General features: G+C 73.2%; 14 protein-coding genes and 1 pseudogene. 8 read left to right on the top strand and 7 right to left on the bottom strand.

All coding sequences use genetic code 11. The annotated features are described in order from the left end of the window. Nucleotides 1-22: 22 nt before the first annotated feature. Nucleotides 23-874: a nitroreductase/quinone reductase family protein gene (locus tag ABZ719_RS05840; RefSeq protein WP_366723963.1), complete on the bottom strand. Its 852-nt coding sequence runs from the start codon at nt 872-874 to the stop codon at nt 23-25. A 241-nt stretch (nt 875-1115) separates the two neighbouring features. Between ABZ719_RS05840 and ABZ719_RS05835 the strand changes: the two genes are divergently transcribed. The 4 genes from ABZ719_RS05835 to ABZ719_RS05820 all read left to right on the top strand — a co-directional run bounded on the left by ABZ719_RS05835 (nt 1116) and on the right by ABZ719_RS05820 (nt 3674). After that, entirely contained in the window at nt 1116-1766 is a 651-nt protein-coding gene (locus ABZ719_RS05835) for an RraA family protein (protein WP_366723962.1), read from the top strand. A gap of 73 nt (nt 1767-1839) precedes the next feature. After that, on the top strand, nt 1840-2433 hold the full coding sequence (locus ABZ719_RS05830) for a helix-turn-helix transcriptional regulator (RefSeq protein WP_366723961.1): 594 nt from the start codon (nt 1840-1842) through the stop codon (nt 2431-2433). A gap of 85 nt (nt 2434-2518) precedes the next feature. Beyond that, nucleotides 2519-3223 (top strand): hypothetical protein, encoded by a 705-nt coding sequence (locus ABZ719_RS05825; RefSeq protein ID WP_366723960.1) that lies wholly within the window; start codon nt 2519-2521, stop codon nt 3221-3223. Between the two features lie 100 nt (nt 3224-3323). Continuing rightward, a complete protein-coding gene (locus tag ABZ719_RS05820) occupies nt 3324-3674 on the top strand; it encodes a DUF2516 family protein (protein WP_037857283.1) in 351 nt (116 codons plus the stop codon). A gap of 318 nt (nt 3675-3992) precedes the next feature. Here the strand turns inward: ABZ719_RS05820 and ABZ719_RS05815 are convergent, their stop codons facing one another. From ABZ719_RS05815 to ABZ719_RS05805, 3 genes are all read right to left on the bottom strand, one after another. Then, nucleotides 3993-5399, bottom strand: a complete 1407-nt coding sequence (locus tag ABZ719_RS05815) for a SpoIIE family protein phosphatase (RefSeq protein WP_366723959.1) — start codon at nt 5397-5399, stop codon at nt 3993-3995. Between the two features lie 384 nt (nt 5400-5783). Beyond that, nucleotides 5784-6917, bottom strand: a complete 1134-nt coding sequence (locus ABZ719_RS05810) for an NlpC/P60 family protein (RefSeq protein ID WP_366723958.1) — start codon at nt 6915-6917, stop codon at nt 5784-5786. Nucleotides 6918-7083: 166 nt separating this feature from the next. Continuing rightward, on the bottom strand, nt 7084-7869 hold the full coding sequence (locus tag ABZ719_RS05805; protein ID WP_366724028.1) for a class I SAM-dependent methyltransferase: 786 nt from the start codon (nt 7867-7869) through the stop codon (nt 7084-7086). 356 nt (nt 7870-8225) lie between these two features. Between ABZ719_RS05805 and mshA the strand changes: the two genes are divergently transcribed. Together mshA and ABZ719_RS05795 are read left to right on the top strand one after the other, a co-directional pair. After that, nucleotides 8226-9602: a D-inositol-3-phosphate glycosyltransferase gene (gene mshA / locus ABZ719_RS05800; protein ID WP_366723957.1), complete on the top strand. Its 1377-nt coding sequence runs from the start codon at nt 8226-8228 to the stop codon at nt 9600-9602. Continuing rightward, a complete protein-coding gene (locus ABZ719_RS05795; RefSeq protein WP_366723956.1) occupies nt 9595-10104 on the top strand; it encodes a YbjN domain-containing protein in 510 nt (169 codons plus the stop codon). Before mshA ends, ABZ719_RS05795 begins: the two co-directional genes overlap by 8 nt. Before the next feature lie 19 nt (nt 10105-10123). Here ABZ719_RS05795 and ABZ719_RS05790 read toward each other — a convergent pair whose 3' ends face one another. After that, nucleotides 10124-10951, bottom strand: coding sequence for an AraC family transcriptional regulator (locus ABZ719_RS05790; protein ID WP_366723955.1), 828 nt, complete (start codon nt 10949-10951; stop codon nt 10124-10126). 49 nt (nt 10952-11000) lie between these two features. Between ABZ719_RS05790 and ABZ719_RS05785 the strand changes: the two genes are divergently transcribed. Continuing rightward, entirely contained in the window at nt 11001-11513 is a 513-nt protein-coding gene (locus tag ABZ719_RS05785; RefSeq protein WP_366723954.1) for a DUF2000 domain-containing protein, read from the top strand. A 45-nt stretch (nt 11514-11558) separates the two neighbouring features. On the opposite strand, the gene ABZ719_RS05780 is transcribed toward ABZ719_RS05785, so the two are convergent. After that, nucleotides 11559-12848, bottom strand: coding sequence for an MFS transporter (locus ABZ719_RS05780; protein ID WP_366723953.1), 1290 nt, complete (start codon nt 12846-12848; stop codon nt 11559-11561). A 216-nt stretch (nt 12849-13064) separates the two neighbouring features. Between ABZ719_RS05780 and ABZ719_RS05775 the strand changes: the two genes are divergently transcribed. Beyond that, nucleotides 13065-13826, top strand: coding sequence for a phosphoglyceromutase (locus ABZ719_RS05775; RefSeq protein ID WP_366723952.1), 762 nt, complete (start codon nt 13065-13067; stop codon nt 13824-13826). 679 nt (nt 13827-14505) lie between these two features. Here ABZ719_RS05775 and ABZ719_RS05770 read toward each other — a convergent pair. After that, a pseudogene (locus ABZ719_RS05770) lies at nt 14506-14703 on the bottom strand (hypothetical protein); the annotation flags it as partial. Nucleotides 14704-14754: the final 51 nt, after the last annotated feature.

Genomic DNA, 14754 nt, shown 5'->3' with positions numbered 1-14754 from the left:
GGCGTCCCCGGGGTGGGACGGGTCAGGTGGTGCGGGTGGCGGCGTCGAGGAGCGGCACCAACTGCTCCTCCTCGCGGTCCAGGTGGGCCTCCAGCTCCTCCGTCAGACGGACCGCCTCGGCGCGGGCGCCCTCCGCCGTCCCGTCGGCGGAGACCGCCCGCCGCAGCCGTTCCACCAGGACGGCGATCCGCTCGTGCTCCTCGCGCAGCCGGTCCAGCACCGGGGCCGACCGAGGGTGCCGCCCGGCCAGGAACGGGAAGAGGGCCGTGTCCTCCCCGGCGTGGTGGTGATGCAGTCCCTGGCAGAAGGTGAGGCAGTTGACGCGCAACTGCGCCCCCAGGGTGCCACCCTTGCCGGAAGCCAATTCCTGCCGGATCAGGGCCAGTTCGCGGCGGAACGCGTCATGGACCACCTTGATCGCCTCGCCGGGCGAGGAGGCGTTGACGTGCGGCGGGCCCGGGCGCTCGACCTCGTACAGGGCGACCACGGGAATGATCCGCTCGGTCTTCGCCTGGTAGGCGGCCCAGCCGGGGTCGCCCTCCACCGCCCGTGCGAAGGCGCGGTCGCGTTCCTCGCCGGTCAGGACGACCGCCCGTGCCTCGTAGGTGAACGCGCCGGCCTCCACGGTGGCGCGTGGCCGGGCGAGCAGGTTGCGGAACCAGTCCGGGTGCCGGGGGGAGCCGCCCGCCGAGGCGATGACCAGCACACGGTCACCGCCGTCGGGGAGATAGGCGACGGGGGTGGTGTGCGGGTCGCCGCTGCGCGCCCCGGTGGTGGTCAGGAGGAGCAGGCGGGCGTTCTCGAAGGGGCCGGAAAGGCGGCCCCGGCGGGCGCGGAACTCGTCGATGACACGACGGTTGAAGTCGTTGGGCATGCTCGGCGGTGTCTGCTTTCTCTGGCGGGCTTCTGGCACGGGGCGCCGTGGGGCGCCGCGGTGCGTGTGCTGTGCGGAAGACGCGGAGAAAACGGCGGGCTCCTCGCCCGCGCGGACCTCACCCGGAGGCCGGGCACCCAACTCGCTCACGGCCCAAGGCCGACCCGGCAGTCATACGGGAGAACGTAGCCGCGCCTTCGCCCCTGGGGCAACAGCCTTTCGGCGCACTAGGGTCGTACGCATGGCCGATTCAGAGACTTCCGCCGCGGGTTTCCGGGAGATCCCCACCACCACGCTCGCCGACCTGCTGGGCGGCGAGCACGTCATGGACATCGGGATCCGCCCGCTGTGGCAGCCGGTGCCGCGCGTGGCCGGGCCGGCCTTCACGGTGCGCTGTCCGCCCGGCGACAACCTCATGCTGCACGCCGCCGTCCACCGCGCCGCGCCCGGATCGGTGATCGTCGTGGAGTCCGGCGACCTGGACCACGCCCTCGCCGGCGGCAACGTGTGCGCCGTCGCGCAGCGCCGCGGTATCGCCGCGTTCGTCGCCGACGGCCTGATCCGTGACCTCGCGGAGGTGCGGGCGCTGGGCTTCCCCGTCTTCGCCCGCGGCGTCGTCCCGGTCCCCGGTGGCAAGTCCGCCGTGCGGCCCCTGAACGAGCGGGTGCGCTGCGGCGGCGTCCACGTCGCGGCGCGGGACGTGGTCGTCGCCGACGAGGAGGGCGTGGTGACCGTCCCGGCCGCCCGTGCCGCAAAGATCCTGCCGGCCGCCCGCGCGAAGCTCGCCGCGGAGGCCGCCCAGTCCCTGGACGACTGGGAAGCGGCCCACCGCTCCCGCATCGACGCGATCCTGGAGGAGCAGGGCTACGAGGAGGCGGGCCCGGTCCGCTGAGGGGCGACACGGGAGCGCACTCTTGCAAGCAGTGTGCTTGCAATTGTTAGCGAGGGTGGTGCATGGTGGAGACATGGCCTCGCTCAACGTCGGCAATCTCGGTGAGTACCTGCGCGAGCAGCGGCGCAACGCGCAGTTGTCGCTCAGGCAGCTCGCCGATGCCGCCGGGGTGTCCAACCCGTACCTGAGCCAGATCGAGCGCGGGCTGCGCAAGCCGAGCGCGGAGGTGCTGCAGCAGGTCGCCAAGGCGCTGCGGATCTCCGCCGAGACGCTGTACGTGCGGGCCGGCATCCTCGACGCCGAGCGGGACCGCGACGAAGTCGAGACACGCGCCGTCATCCTGGCCGACCCCACGCTCGACGAGCGGCAGAAGCAGGTGCTGCTCCAGATCTACGAGTCCTTCCGCAAGGAGAACGGGTTCGGGCCCGGCAGGACGGGCAGCAGGGACGAGACCGGCCGCACGGACGGCGCCGGGGACACCGGCGGGGCCGGGGAACCAGGCGGTGCCGACGGCCCCGGTGACGGTCACGGCGGCAACGGCGCCGGCCACGGCACCATACGGTCCGCCGCCGCTCCCGCGCGGGACGGCGGCCGCCCCGGTGCCGCCGGGCGCCCCAGCGCCGCGTCCGGCGGCAGCGACACCGATCCGCGGGAGGCGGCCGGCTGATCCCGGAGCCCGCAAGGGCCCGGCGGCCGGTGCACCGCGGCACACCACAACCCTCAGCCGAAAGCGATCCGGGAGGATCATCACCATGGCCATCGCCGACGACCTGCGCAAGACCCTCAGCGACCCCACCCCCCTCTACTTCGCCGCCGGCACCGCGGACCTGGCCCTGCGTCAGGCCAGGAAGGTGCCCGCCCTGGTGGAGCAGCTCGCCGCCGAGGCCCCGGCCCGCATCGACGCCGTGCGCAACACCGACCCGAAGGCCGTCCAGGAGCGGGCCGCCGCCCGCGCCAAGGAGGCCGGCGCCCGCGTCAAGGAGACGCAGGCGACCGTCCAGTCCCGGGTCGGCGAGTTCCTGAACTCGCTCGACTCCGACCTGAAGAAGCTCAGCACGAACTTCGACGCCGACCTGAAGAAGCTCGGTGAGAGCGCCCAGGACCTCGCCCTGCGCGGGGTCGGCGTCGCCGCCGAGTACGCCGTGAAGGCCCGCGAGACCTACGAGAAGGTCGCCGAGCACGGCGAGCACGCGGTACGGACCTGGCGCGGCCAGGCCGCCGAGGGCATCGAGGACATCGCCGAGGACGTCGAGGAACTCGCCGTCGCGGTCGAGCCCAAGGCCGCCCCCCGCAAGGCCCGGCCCAGGACCGAGCCGGTCGTGGTGAGCGAGGAGAAGTCCGCCGGGGCCAAGGCCGCGCCGGCGGCGAAGAAGGCGCCCGCCAGGAAGACCCCGGCCACGCGCCGGACCACGCCCACCGCCCCCGCGGCCAAGAAGACCACGCCGCCCGCGAAGTGAGGACCGCACGCCGGACGGGCCGGGCAACCCTTGGGGTGCCCGGCCCGTTCTCCGGGTACGGTGGCGGCGTAGGCGTCGGAGAGAAGGGGCGGTGGACGGCATGCTGATGTTGGGCTTCGCGGGGTTCCTGGGGATCCTCAAGATCCTGCTCATGGTCCTGGCCGCGTTCGGGCTGTGCGACGCCGCGATCCGGCGCGAGGACGCGTTCCGCGCCGCCGACAAGCAGAACAAGGTGTTCTGGCTGATCATCCTCGGCCTGGCGCTCGTGGTGAGCTACCTGTTCTCGATCCTGTCGTTCCTGCCGATCATCGGCGTGATCGCGAGCATCGTCTACATCGTGGACGTGCGGCCCGCGCTCAAGCAGGTCTCCGGCGGTGGCGGCGGCTGGGGCCGTCGGCGCGGCGGCAGCAGCAGCGACGGTCCGTACGGGCCGTACAACGGCGGCCGGTAGCACCCGCCTTCGGGCGCGGCGCGCGTACGGCGCCTGCGAGCGCGGCGCGCGCGAAGCGGGGGTCCGGGGGCCCGCGCCCGCGACTGCCTCCGGCGTACGACGCCCACGCCTGCTCCGCACGACCGCTCGGGCGGCCCGCACCCACGACCGCTTCGGCGCCTACGACGCTCAAGGCCTCCCCGGTGCCGCGCCTACGGCTCCCCGGCCGGCCGCCGCCTCTGCCGCTCCCGGGTGAGCCCGCCCGCGCGCCCCGGCCGAGGCCCCCGCCTCGGACAGCGGCCCCCACGCCGTACCGCTGTCACGGCTCCCGGTCGAGTGTCACGGCTCCCGGTCGAGCAGGACGACCGCCACGTCGTCCGTGAGTTCACCGCCGTTGAGGGCGCGGACCTCGTTGACCGCCTCCCGCAGCAGGTCCTCGCCGCGCAGGCCCTGGCCGAGCTGGCGGCGGACCAGTTCCAGCATGCCGTCCTGGCCGAGCCGTTCGCCGTCCTGGCCCGTCCGGCCCTCGATCAGGCCGTCGGTGTAGAGCATCAGGCTCCACTCGGCGCCCAGCTCCACCTGGGTGCGGGGCCAGCGGGCGCCGGGCAGCAGACCGAGCGCGGGGCCGTTGTTGTCGTACGGCAGCAGCCTGGCCGGCAGGCCCGGCGTGATGACCAGCGGCGAGGGGTGGCCCGCCAGGCACAGGCCCGCGCGGCGCCCGTCCGGCGCGATGTCCACCGTGCACAGCGTCGCGAAGATCTCGTCGTCGGCCCGCTCGTGCTCCAGCACCTGCTGGAGCGTGTTCAGCAGCTCGTCACCGCACAGCCCGGCGAGCGTCAGGGCCCGCCAGGCGATGCGCAGCTCCACGCCGAGCGCCGCCTCGTCCGGGCCGTGCCCGCAGACGTCGCCGATCATGGCGTGCACGGTGCCGTCGGGGGTGCGGACGGCGTCGTAGAAGTCGCCGCCGAGCAGGGCGCGCGAGCGTCCGGGACGGTAGCGGGCGGCGAACCGCAGCGTCGAACCGTCCAGCAGGGGCGTCGGCAGCAGGCCGCGCTCCAGACGGCGGTTCTCCTGCGCGCGCAGCCGGCCCTCGGCGAGCCGGCGCTCGGCCGTGTCGGAGCGCTTGCGCTCGACCGCGTACCGGATGGCCCGGCTCAGCAGCGGCCCGTCCAGCTCGTCGCGGAGCAGGTAGTCCTGGGCGCCGACGCGCACCGCCTGGGCGCCGCGCTCGGCGTCTCCGGACGCGGTGAGCGCGAGCACGGCGTGCCGGGGCGCGAGCTCCAGCACGTGCTTGAGGACGGCCAGCTCGTCGTCGTCACCGGCCGCTCCGGCACCGGTTCCGGCGCCGGACCGGCCGGGGGCCGGGAGCGCGAGGTCCAGCAGGATGCAGTGGACGTCGTCGGTGAGCAGCCGCGAGGCCTCGGTGAGGTTGCGGGCCGTGCGGACGCGGATCGGCTTGCCGGCCGCGTCGAGCAGTTCGGGCACGATCGGGGAGCCGCCGGGATCGTCCTCGATCAGCAGCAGCGTGAGGTTCGTGCCGTGGGCGGGGTGGCCCGCGGTGCGGTCGTCCTTCTCGGCCGTGGTGTCCTTCGCGGTCTCCTCCGGGGCTTTCGTGGGTTCCGTGGCTCGGGTGGCTTCCCCGTGCGGGGCCTGTGCTGCGGAGGGGCCGCCGCCGTGGAGCACGGTCTGCGCCGGACCGCTCTCCGCGGCCGGTGTCTCTCGCTGCCGCGGTACGGGCACGGGCATCGTTTCGGGTTCCTTCCCTCCCCCCGAGGGCATGGCGGCACGAGGGACCTCGTTCCACCGACGGGGACCATAGCGGTAGTCGGCGCCGCGGGGGAATGGTGTGAGGCGCGTCGCTCGCGCTTCGGCCACTGTCATATGCCGCGATCCACACCGGAGTTGGGCACCGTGCCGCGCGCTCCGGAATGACGAAGGTCACGTCAGGGCAGGTTTGGCGCCGACCGGGCGTGCGATGGGTCACATGGCCCAGGTCACCGGGCGGTCGGAGAGGCCCTCCGCGCGGCGCACAGGAGGGGGAAAGTCCTCCGTGCGACGCCCGGGGGCGGGAGGAGACGCACGCTCCCCCTCCGTCACCGGTCCGTGTCCGGGCGCGGAAGGGCCGCCCCCTCAGTCCGCGTCCGGCCGTACGACGCCCAGGATGGGCATCGTGCCCGCGCCCGCCAGCGTGACCGTGCGGCCGGGGCGCGGGGCGTGGACGATCCTGCCCTCGCCGACGTACATCGCGACGTGGCTGGCGTCACCGAAATAGATGATCAGATCGCCGGGGCGCATGTCCTTCACGGACACGTGCTTGAGCTGCTTCCACTGCTCCTGCGAGGTGCGGGGCACGGGGTGCCCGGCCGCCGCCCAGGCCTGCGAGGTCAGACCGGAGCAGTCGTACGTCCTGGGGCCCTCCGCGCCCCATTCGTACGGCTTGCCGATCTGGGCCGTGGCGTACGCCACCGCCTTCTTGTCCGCCTCGGTCGCGCCGCCGCTGATCTCCTTGAGGATGCCGGTGTCCAGCCATGCCGCCTGAGCCTGCTGGGCGGCCTGCCGCTCCAGTTGCGCCAGCCGCTCCCGCTGCCGCTGCTCCAGCGTGGCCTGGAGCTGCTCCGCCTCCTTGATCCGCTGCTGGATCCGCTTCTGCGCCGTGGCCTTGGCCTTCCGGTTGTCCTCCAGCTTGCGCAGGCGGTCGGCGGCGTCGGAGGCGTACTGCTCCAGGTCCTGCTGGGTGTGGGTCATGTCCTGGAGCAGCCCGCTGGTCGCCCGTTCGCCCTCCAGGAGCCGTCCGGCCCCGTCGAGGAACTGCTGCGGGTCGTTGCTGAGCAGCAGCTGGGCCTGGGGCGGCAGCCCGCCCGTGCGGTACTGGGAGCGGGCGGCGGCGCCGGCGCGGTCCTTCAGTTCGTCCAGCTTCCGCTGCTGCTCGACGATCTTCCGGGAGAGGTCGGTGACCTGGGCGGACTGCTGCTCGGCCCGTTCCTCGGCGGCGTTGTACGCGTCGGTGGCGACGGCCGCGTCGTGGTAGAGCTGGTCCAGCTTGGTGCGGACCGCCTCCAGGTCCTTGTCCGGCGGGACCGTGACGGAGGGCGGGGGCGTGGAGGAGGAGGACGGGGAGGGGGAGGCGGGAGGCTTCGTCCCGGGGGACGTCGGTTCCCGGTCGGGTCCCGCGCTCGCGAACGCCGTGCCGGACGCCCCCAGCAGGGTGACCGCGCAGACCACGGTCACGGCCGCCGCGAGCACACTGCGCCTGCCCCGTCCCATAACCCCGCCCCCAAGCTGATTTACCGTCAGTAACATGTGCCGTCCGGGGGATACTGCCACGACTGCGCCCGAAACGACAGGGCCCGGCCCCCGGTGCTCCGCCCGCACCGGCCCCCGTCTGTGGGACGTGCGGCCGGCGAAGATCGTTCCCCGTCGGTCCCTCCCGTCAGCCGCGCGGCGCCAACGCCCCCCAGGTCACCGTGACTTCGCCCTGCCGCCAGCGCGCGGGCCCGTCCGTCACCGGCCAGTCGGCCGCCAGGTCGCGCACCGCGCGGATCCAGCGCTGCCGGGCCCCGTAGGAGGCGTAGGGCGCGGCGGCCGCCCAGGCGCGGTCGAAGTCGCGCAGGAACGCGTGCACCGGCTCGCCCGGGACGTTGCGGTGGATGAGCGCCTTCGGGAGGCGTTCGGCGAGGTCCGAGGGGCGGTGCAGGGAGCCGAGGCGGGTGGCGAAGGTGACCGTCCGGGGTCCTTCCGGTCCCAGGGCGACCCAGACGTGCCGGCGGCCGATCTCGTCGCAGGTGCCCTCCACCAGCAGGCCCCCGCGCGTGTGCCCGTCCGCCGGGGCGAGCCGCGCGCACAGCCGCTCCCAGACGCCGGCGACCTCGCACTCGTCGTACTGCCGCAGCACGTTCGCCGCGCGGATGAGCTGCGGGCGCTGCGGCAGGGGCACCTCGAAGCCGCCGTGCCGGAAGACCAGGCCCTCGCGCTCGTAGGGGAGCGCGGCGGCGACCCGGGCCGGTTCGATCTCGACGCCGACCACGCGCGCCCGGGGAGCGGCGGTGCGCAGCCGCTGGAGCAGTTCGACGGCCGTCCAGGGCGCGGCGCCGTAACCGAGGTCGACGGCCACGGGATCGGCGGCGCGGCGCAGCTCGGCGCCGTGCACGGCCGCGATCCAGCGGTCCATGCGGCGCAGCCGGTTGGGATTGGTCGTCCCGCGCGTCACCGTGCCCACCACGGCGCTCCCGCCGCTCGGGCGGAGCCGGGAGGGCGGGCGGGTCGCTGCGCGGGATGTCATGGATACGAGGGTATGGGGGCACCCGGGCCCGGACGCACGCCGCATCATCCCGGGGTTCGACGCAGGCTCCCCCGGATAACCGGGCGATTCCCCCGGGATCCGGGCCACCGCCGGGCGGGGGCGTGGCGAGCGCCCGCACGGTACGCACCCCGCCATCGAACGGTTGAGCGAGAATCGGTAATGATTGTGCAAAGAGCCCGGCGGTGGAAATGGCGAGGCCGCTCACGGCGTTGCCCCCTGAAGGGCGCACCGCGTCCCGGGTCCGGCATGCCCGCAGCAAGGAGGAACGCCACGTGAGCCAGTACGTCGGCAGGCTCGGGCGCCGCTCTTCACCGGCTCCGGCGCGGCTGCGGCTGTCCCGCAGGCCCCGGCGCGTCGCGATGCTCTCCGTGCACACCTCGCCGCTCCACCAGCCCGGCACGGGCGACGCGGGCGGCATGAACGTCTACATCGTCGAGCTGGCCCAGCGCCTGGCCGACCAGGGCGTCGAGGTGGAGATCTTCACCCGGGCCACCGCCGGCGGCCTGCCGCCCCGCGTCGACCTCGCGCCGGGCGTCCTCGTCCGCCATGTCGACGCGGGCCCCTACGAGGGCCTGGCCAAGGAGGACCTCCCGGCCCAGCTGTGCGCCTTCACCCACGGCGTGATGCAGGCCTGGGCCGGCCACCGCCCCGGCTACTACGACCTGGTGCACTCGCACTACTGGCTCTCCGGGCACGTCGGCTGGCTCGCCGCCCAGCGCTGGGGCGTGCCCCTGGTGCACGCCATGCACACCATGGCCAAGGTCAAGAACGCCAGCCTGGCCGAGGGCGACACGCCCGAGCCCGCCGCCCGGGTCATCGGCGAGACCCAGATCGTCGCGGCCTCCGACCGGCTGATCGCCAACACCGACGACGAGGCCGAGGAACTGGTCCGGCACTACACGGCCGACCCGGCCAAGGTCGCCGTGGTCCACCCCGGGGTGAACCTCGACCGTTTCCGCCCCTTCCCCAAGGGCTCCGGCACGTTCCGTCCAGGGGACGCCCCGACCGCCCGCGCCGCCGCCCGCGCCCGCCTCGGCCTCCCGCAGGACGCCCTGATCCCGCTCTTCGCCGGCCGCATCCAGCCCCTCAAGGCCCCCGACGTGCTGCTCAGGGCCGTGGGCGTGCTCCTCGGCGAGCGCCCCGACCTCCGCTCGCGCATCGTCGTCCCGATAGTGGGCGGCCCGAGCGGCAGCGGCCTCGCCAAGCCCGAGGGCCTGCAGAAGCTGGCGGCCCGCCTGGGTATCGCCGACGTCGTACGGTTCCGCCCGCCCGTGGGGCAGGAGCAGCTCGCCGACTGGTTCCGGGCCGCGTCCGTGCTGGTCATGCCCTCCTACAGCGAATCCTTCGGGCTCGTCGCGATAGAGGCGCAGGCGGCCGGCACACCGGTGCTCGCGGCGGCGGTCGGCGGCCTGCCGGTGGCCGTCCGCGACGGCGAGACCGGCTTCCTCGTCCAGGGCCACGACCCCGCGGCCTACGCGCGGATCCTGGGCGACTTCGCCGACCACCCGCACCTCGCGGACCGGATGGGCGCCGCCGCGGCCCGACACGCGCGGTCCTTCGGCTGGGACGCCTCGGCGGCGGCCACCGTCGACGTGTACACGGCAGCGCTGCAGTCCCACCGCCGTCGCGTACGCTCCCACCATGGCTGACACGGACGAGGCAGGTCAGGCCCGGCAGGTTCTCGAAGCCGTCTTCGCGGACACCGGGCTGGAGTGGGAGTCCCCCGAGCCCGGCAGTTACGTCGTCAAGCTCCCCGGCACCCGCAAACTCTCCACGACCGTCTCCTTCCTGGTCGGCCGTCACTCCCTCTCCCTCAACGCCTTCGTCGTCCGCCACCCCGACGAGAACGAGGCGGGCGTCCACCGCTGGCTCCTGGAGCGCAACCTGCGCATGTACGGGGTGAGTTACGCCGTCGACCGGCTCGGCGACGTCTACGTCACCGCCCGCCTCTCCCTCGCCTCCGTCACCGCCGACGAGATCGACCGGCTGCTCGGGCAGGTCCTGGAGGCGGCCGACGGCGCCTTCAACACCCTGCTGGAGATGGGCTTCGCCTCCGCGATCCGCAAGGAGTACGCGTGGCGGGTCTCGCGCGGCGAGTCGACGCGGAACCTGGAGGCCTTCACTCACCTGATCCAGCGCCCGGCCGACTGAGGACCGGACCGGCCGGCCTTCACGGGGCTCGGCGCGCGCCGAGCCCCCGGTAGCGCCCGGGGGTGACCCCGACCAGCTTCTTGAAGTGCCGGGTGAGGTGCGCCTGGTCGTAGAACCCGGTCACCGACGCCACCTCGCCGGGCGGCAGCCCGTCCAGCAGCAGCCGGCGCGCCCGCCCCACCCGGCGGGACATCAGGTACTGGTGCGGGGCGATGCCGTACGCGCCGCTGAACGCCCGTACCAGGTGCGCGGGATGGGCGTGCAGCAGCCGCGCGGCCTCCTGCAGCGGGACGCCGTCCACCACCCGCGCGTCGAGCAGTTCCCGCAGCCGCCGGGCGAGCGCGGGGTCCGGCCGCTGCCGCCGCTCCGGGTCCGCCGCCCGGCGCCGCAGGTGGTCCCGCAGCCGCTCCCCGACCAGCGCGAGCCTGCTCTGCGCCTCCAGTTCGTCGCCGCGGCGGCCGAGCGCGGAGTGCAGCCGCCCGACGCGCCGCCGCAGTACCGGGTCGCGCAGGTCCGGCCCGTCCACGGCCGCCCCGATCAGCTCCTCGCCCAGGTGGCTGCTGTCGAGGTACACCACCCGCTTGCGGAAGCCGCCGGGGACCGCCGGCGAGCCGTTGTGCGGCACGTGCGGCGGCAGCAGCGAGACCGTGTCGTGCGGGGTGCCGTGCTCGTGCCGGTCCAGGTCGTAGCGGACCGCGCCGTCGTCGACGATCAGCAGCGTCCACGCGTCATGCACGTGCATCGGGTACGAGTACGCGGGGAAGTGGGCGTGGAGGACCTCCACGACGCCCGGGACCCGGGGTCGCCAGGCGGAGACTTCGGCCTGTCCGGCCCGTTCGGCGGCCACGCAAAGAACGTACAAGACCCGGTGCCGCGGTGCCCGGCAGTCTCACCCCATGAACTCCGAGCCGAACCCCCGGCCGAACCCTGAGCCCACCTCTCAGCCCGCCTCCGGGCCGACGTCTCGGCCGGCCGCCGGGCCGGGACCGGACGCGCCGGTCCGCTTCGACACCAAGATCGCCGTCCTGCTGCGCGAGGACCTGGAGACGTGGCAGCGCCTGAACGTGACCGCCTTCCTGGTCAGCGGCCTCGGCACCACGGTCCCGGAGGTGATCGGGCAGCCGTACCAGGACGCCGACGACGTCTCCTACCAGCCGATGTTCCGCCAGCCCGTGCTCGTCTTCGAGGGCACCAAGGAGACGCTGACGGCGGCCCACGCCAGGACCCTGTCCCGGGCCCTGCCGCGCGCGGTGTTCACCTCGGACCTCTTCGCCACCGGCAACGACCGCGACAACCGCGCGGCGGTACGGGCGGTGCGGACCGCCGACCTGGACCTGGTGGGACTGGCGGTGCACGGCCCGCGCAACGCCGTCGACAGGGTGCTCAAGGGGGCGCGGATGCACCCGTGAGGCGGGCCGGACGCAGCGGGCGGCCGCCCCCGGGCCCCCGGCTCCTCACGCCGCACTGACCTCGGAGGACCGCTCCCCGGCAGCCGCGCCGGCCCCCGCGGCCCCCTCCGTGAACCCGACGGGTTCCTCCTTCGGCAGGCGCCGCATCAGCGCCCCGTAGCCGACGGCGGCGGCCATGCCCACGGCCGCGCACATCCCCCACAGCCACCGCGCGCCCAGCCGGTCGATGACCGCGCCGGACATCAGCGGGGCCACGAGGGCGGCGAGCGACCAGGACAGGGAGTAGACGCCCTGGTAGCGGCCGCGCCCGTGCACGGGGGAGAGGCGGACGACGAGTCCCGTCTGCGTGGGGGCGTTGATCATCTCGCCCAGCGTCCAGACGCACACCGTCAGGGCGAACACGCCGACCGACCCGGCGAAGGCGGTCAGCCCGAACCCGTACCCGGCCAGCAGGGACGAGACGACGAGCAGCCGCTTGGCGTCCCGGTGCTCGATGAACCGGGTGACCGGGATCTGGAGGGCGACGATGAGGATGCCGTTGACGGCGATGGCCACCCCGTAGTCGGCGGGCGTGAACCCGGCCCGGCCCATGGCCACCGGCAGACCGACCGACCCCTGCTGGAAGACCAGCGCGACCAGGAAGGACAGCCCGACCACCCCCATGAAGCGCCGGTCGCGCAGCACCGCGGTCAGCCCGACGGACGCCTCGGCGCCGTCCTCGCCGCCCTGCGCGTCACCGGCGGGCCGGGACTCGGGCAGCTTCAGGAACACGACGACCGCGCAGGCCATGGTCATCCCGGCCTCGATGAGGAACCCGGCGAGATAGCTGAACTCGGCGATGAAGCCGGCGGCCATGGAGGAGACGGCGAAACCGAGGTTGATCGCCCAGTAGTTCAGCGAGAACGCCCGGACCCGGTCCTCGGGCCGCACGATGTCCGCCATCATCGCCTGCACGGCGGGCCGCGAGGCGTTGGAGGCCATTCCGACGAGGAAGGCGACAGCGGCGATGGCGACCGGATCGTGCACGAAGCCGAGCAGGGCGACGAAGACGGCCGTCGAGGCCTGCGCGACGAGCAGGGTGGGCCGCCGCCCCAGCCGGTCGGCCATCACGCCGCCGCCGAGGGAGGAGACGACCCCGCCGAGCCCGTGCAGCGAGGCGACGAGACCGGCGTAGGAGGCGGAGTACCCGCGGTCGAGCGTGAGGTACAGCGCCATGAACGTGGCGACGAAGGCACCGAGCCGGTTGACCAGGGTGCTCGTCCACAGCCACCAGAACTCGCGGGGCAGCCCGGAGACCGTCCCGCGGGCGGCGCGTCTGAGACTGGCGACGGACATGGACGACCCCCGATGTAAGTGGCTGGTGCGGAAAGCGCGACTTACGCGCTGCCGTACGCACAACTTACGAGCACGGCCGGACGGCCAACCAGTCAATTAACAGAAGCAGTCAACTGTCGGCGCGGCGAAGGCCGCTCCCCGCCGCTCCCTCCGTTCGTCTGTCCGCCTGCCGGGCGCGCGGGCGGCGCGCCGAATGCGTGGATTAGGCTCGGATGCATGGCCGACGCACCGTACAAGCTGATCCTCCTCCGCCACGGCGAGAGCGAGTGGAACGCGAAGAACCTGTTCACCGGCTGGGTGGACGTCAACCTCAACGAGAAGGGCGAGAAGGAGGCGGTCCGCGGCGGTGAGCTGCTCAAGGACGCCGGCCTGCTGCCCGACGTGGTCCACACGTCCGTCCAGAAGCGCGCGATCCGCACGGCCCAGCTCGCCCTGGAGGCCGCCGACCGCCACTGGATCCCGGTCCACCGCTCCTGGCGCCTGAACGAGCGCCACTACGGCGCCCTGCAGGGCAAGGACAAGGCCCAGACGCTGGAGGAGTTCGGCGAGGAGCAGTTCATGCTCTGGCGCCGCTCCTACGACACCCCGCCGCCCCCGCTGGCCCCTGACGCGGAGTTCTCCCAGTTCTCCGACCCGCGCTACGCGACCCTCCCGCCGGAGCTGCGCCCCCGGACGGAGTGCCTGAAGGACGTCGTCGTCCGCATGCTGCCGTACTGGTTCGACAGCATCGTCCCCGACCTCCTCACCGGCCGCACGGTCCTGGTCGCCGCCCACGGCAACAGCCTGCGCGCCCTGGTCAAGCACCTCGACCAGATCTCCGACGCCGACATCGCCGGCCTCAACATCCCCACGGGCATCCCCCTCTCCTACGAACTCGACGCGGACTTCCGCCCCGTCACCCCGGGCGGCACCTACCTCGACCCGGACGCGGCAGCGGCGGCGATCGAGGCCGTGAAGAACCAGGGCAAGAAGAAGTAAGCAGTCCTGAGAAGGCCCCCCACCTGCGGCTATGCCGTCAGTGGGGGGCTTCTTCATACCCGTGGGCCGTGCCTGGTCCCTCGTGCTCAGATGCGGCGGATCCTCACCTGAACTGCCACGAGGAAGGCCAAGGGGAGGACGGCGAGCGGCTGGGCGTGTACCCAGAGGGCGAGTGCTGCGCCGCCGATGCCGACAACAGCGGTGTGGGGCTCACGGGGGATGAGGTCGAGACGCAGACCGTGACGTGGCACGATGGGCTTCTCCGTAGGACGCATGACTTCTCCTATAGAGCAGGGAAAAAGTGCACCGACGGGCCGAGGGGCCGCTCATGCCAGTGAGCGGCCCCTCCTGCTTTCTCGCCGGCGTTGAGGACTTTAGCGGCATAATGCAGCGTGATCCAAACCTGCAGCTAAATAGGTTGATCAAGCCTGTAGGTGCAGGGTCGAGCACCTACGGAAAATCCGCTAACGCCTATCAGTGAGCCTGTGCGCCCCGGTTGCGCGGAGCCGCCGTTAGGCCGGCCTCGCTGGCTGACGGCGGCTGAGCAGGGACGTGAGGTCCGTGAGTCGTTTCGCGGACCTTCGTTCGCGTGATGCTGTCATTTGGTGCTGGTCCGTGAATCATTCACGTTTGGTGATCCCAGTTTGATGCTGTCATTTGGTGCTGGTCCGTGAATCATTCACGTTTGGTGATCCCAGTTTGATGCTGCCATTTGGCGTCGATCCGTGAGGCATTTATGTTTGGTGATTCGTCTGCAGATTGGCCTTCTGCGATGTCCCGCTGAGGCGAAGACGGCCGCGACCGCCTTACGGGTCCGCTCCTGGCTGGACGGCATGAGGTGCGCGTAGACGCGGAGCGTCAGGCCCGGGTCCGAGTGTCGGGGATGTACGGGTTCGCGGAACGACCTTCGCGGCCCACCGCCGCTCAC

The organism is Streptomyces sp. NPDC006743 (assembly GCF_040703815.1).
Classification (GTDB): Bacteria; Actinomycetota; Actinomycetes; order Streptomycetales; family Streptomycetaceae; genus Streptomyces.
Note: the sequence above shows the minus strand (reverse complement) of the source record. Positions and strands in the feature narration are given on the sequence as shown.

What these genes read in the sequence shown, in the direction of transcription:
- ABZ719_RS05840 (WP_366723963.1), bottom strand. Translation starts at nt 874, where the DNA reads ATGCCCAACGACTTCAACCGTCGTGTCATCGACGAGTTCCGCGCCCGC.
- ABZ719_RS05835 (WP_366723962.1), top strand. Translation starts at nt 1,116, where the DNA reads ATGGCCGATTCAGAGACTTCCGCCGCGGGTTTCCGGGAGATCCCCACC.
- ABZ719_RS05830 (WP_366723961.1), top strand. Translation starts at nt 1,840, where the DNA reads ATGGCCTCGCTCAACGTCGGCAATCTCGGTGAGTACCTGCGCGAGCAG.
- ABZ719_RS05825 (WP_366723960.1), top strand. Translation starts at nt 2,519, where the DNA reads ATGGCCATCGCCGACGACCTGCGCAAGACCCTCAGCGACCCCACCCCC.
- ABZ719_RS05820 (WP_037857283.1), top strand. Translation starts at nt 3,324, where the DNA reads ATGCTGATGTTGGGCTTCGCGGGGTTCCTGGGGATCCTCAAGATCCTG.
- ABZ719_RS05815 (WP_366723959.1), bottom strand. Translation starts at nt 5,399, where the DNA reads ATGCCCGTGCCCGTACCGCGGCAGCGAGAGACACCGGCCGCGGAGAGC.
- ABZ719_RS05810 (WP_366723958.1), bottom strand. Translation starts at nt 6,917, where the DNA reads ATGGGACGGGGCAGGCGCAGTGTGCTCGCGGCGGCCGTGACCGTGGTC.
- ABZ719_RS05795 (WP_366723956.1), top strand. Translation starts at nt 9,595, where the DNA reads ATGGCTGACACGGACGAGGCAGGTCAGGCCCGGCAGGTTCTCGAAGCC.
- ABZ719_RS05785 (WP_366723954.1), top strand. Translation starts at nt 11,001, where the DNA reads ATGAACTCCGAGCCGAACCCCCGGCCGAACCCTGAGCCCACCTCTCAG.
- ABZ719_RS05780 (WP_366723953.1), bottom strand. Translation starts at nt 12,848, where the DNA reads ATGTCCGTCGCCAGTCTCAGACGCGCCGCCCGCGGGACGGTCTCCGGG.
- ABZ719_RS05775 (WP_366723952.1), top strand. Translation starts at nt 13,065, where the DNA reads ATGGCCGACGCACCGTACAAGCTGATCCTCCTCCGCCACGGCGAGAGC.